Origin of the sequence: Plesiomonas sp. ZOR0011 (assembly GCF_000800945.1) — a bacterium.
GTDB classification, from domain to species: Bacteria; Pseudomonadota; Gammaproteobacteria; order Enterobacterales; family CAMTGL01; genus Plesiomonas; species Plesiomonas shigelloides.
The window spans coordinates 1-218 of record NZ_JRKB01000131.1 but is presented as its reverse complement, the minus strand read 5'-3'; the positions used below and the strand labels follow the sequence as shown (position 1 = coordinate 218).

General features: G+C 52.3%; 1 tRNA gene. It reads left to right on the top strand.

The features are described from left to right. Positions 1-144: 144 nt before the first annotated feature. Positions 145-218, top strand: a tRNA-Arg gene (locus tag L975_RS17005).

Sequence of the window (218 nt, the reverse complement as noted above, 5' to 3'; positions counted from 1 at the left end):
CCGTAGCTCAGCTGGATAGAGTACTCGGCTACGAACCGAGCGGTCAGAGGTTCGAATCCTCTCGGATGCACCATCTTTTGTTTTGTGATGGCAGTGTGGAGTAATCCACGCACCTTGCTTCATGTTGTTGATGAAATACTCTATGCATCCGTAGCTCAGCTGGATAGAGTACCCGGCTACGAACCGGGCGGTCAGAGGTTCGAATCCTCTCGGATGCA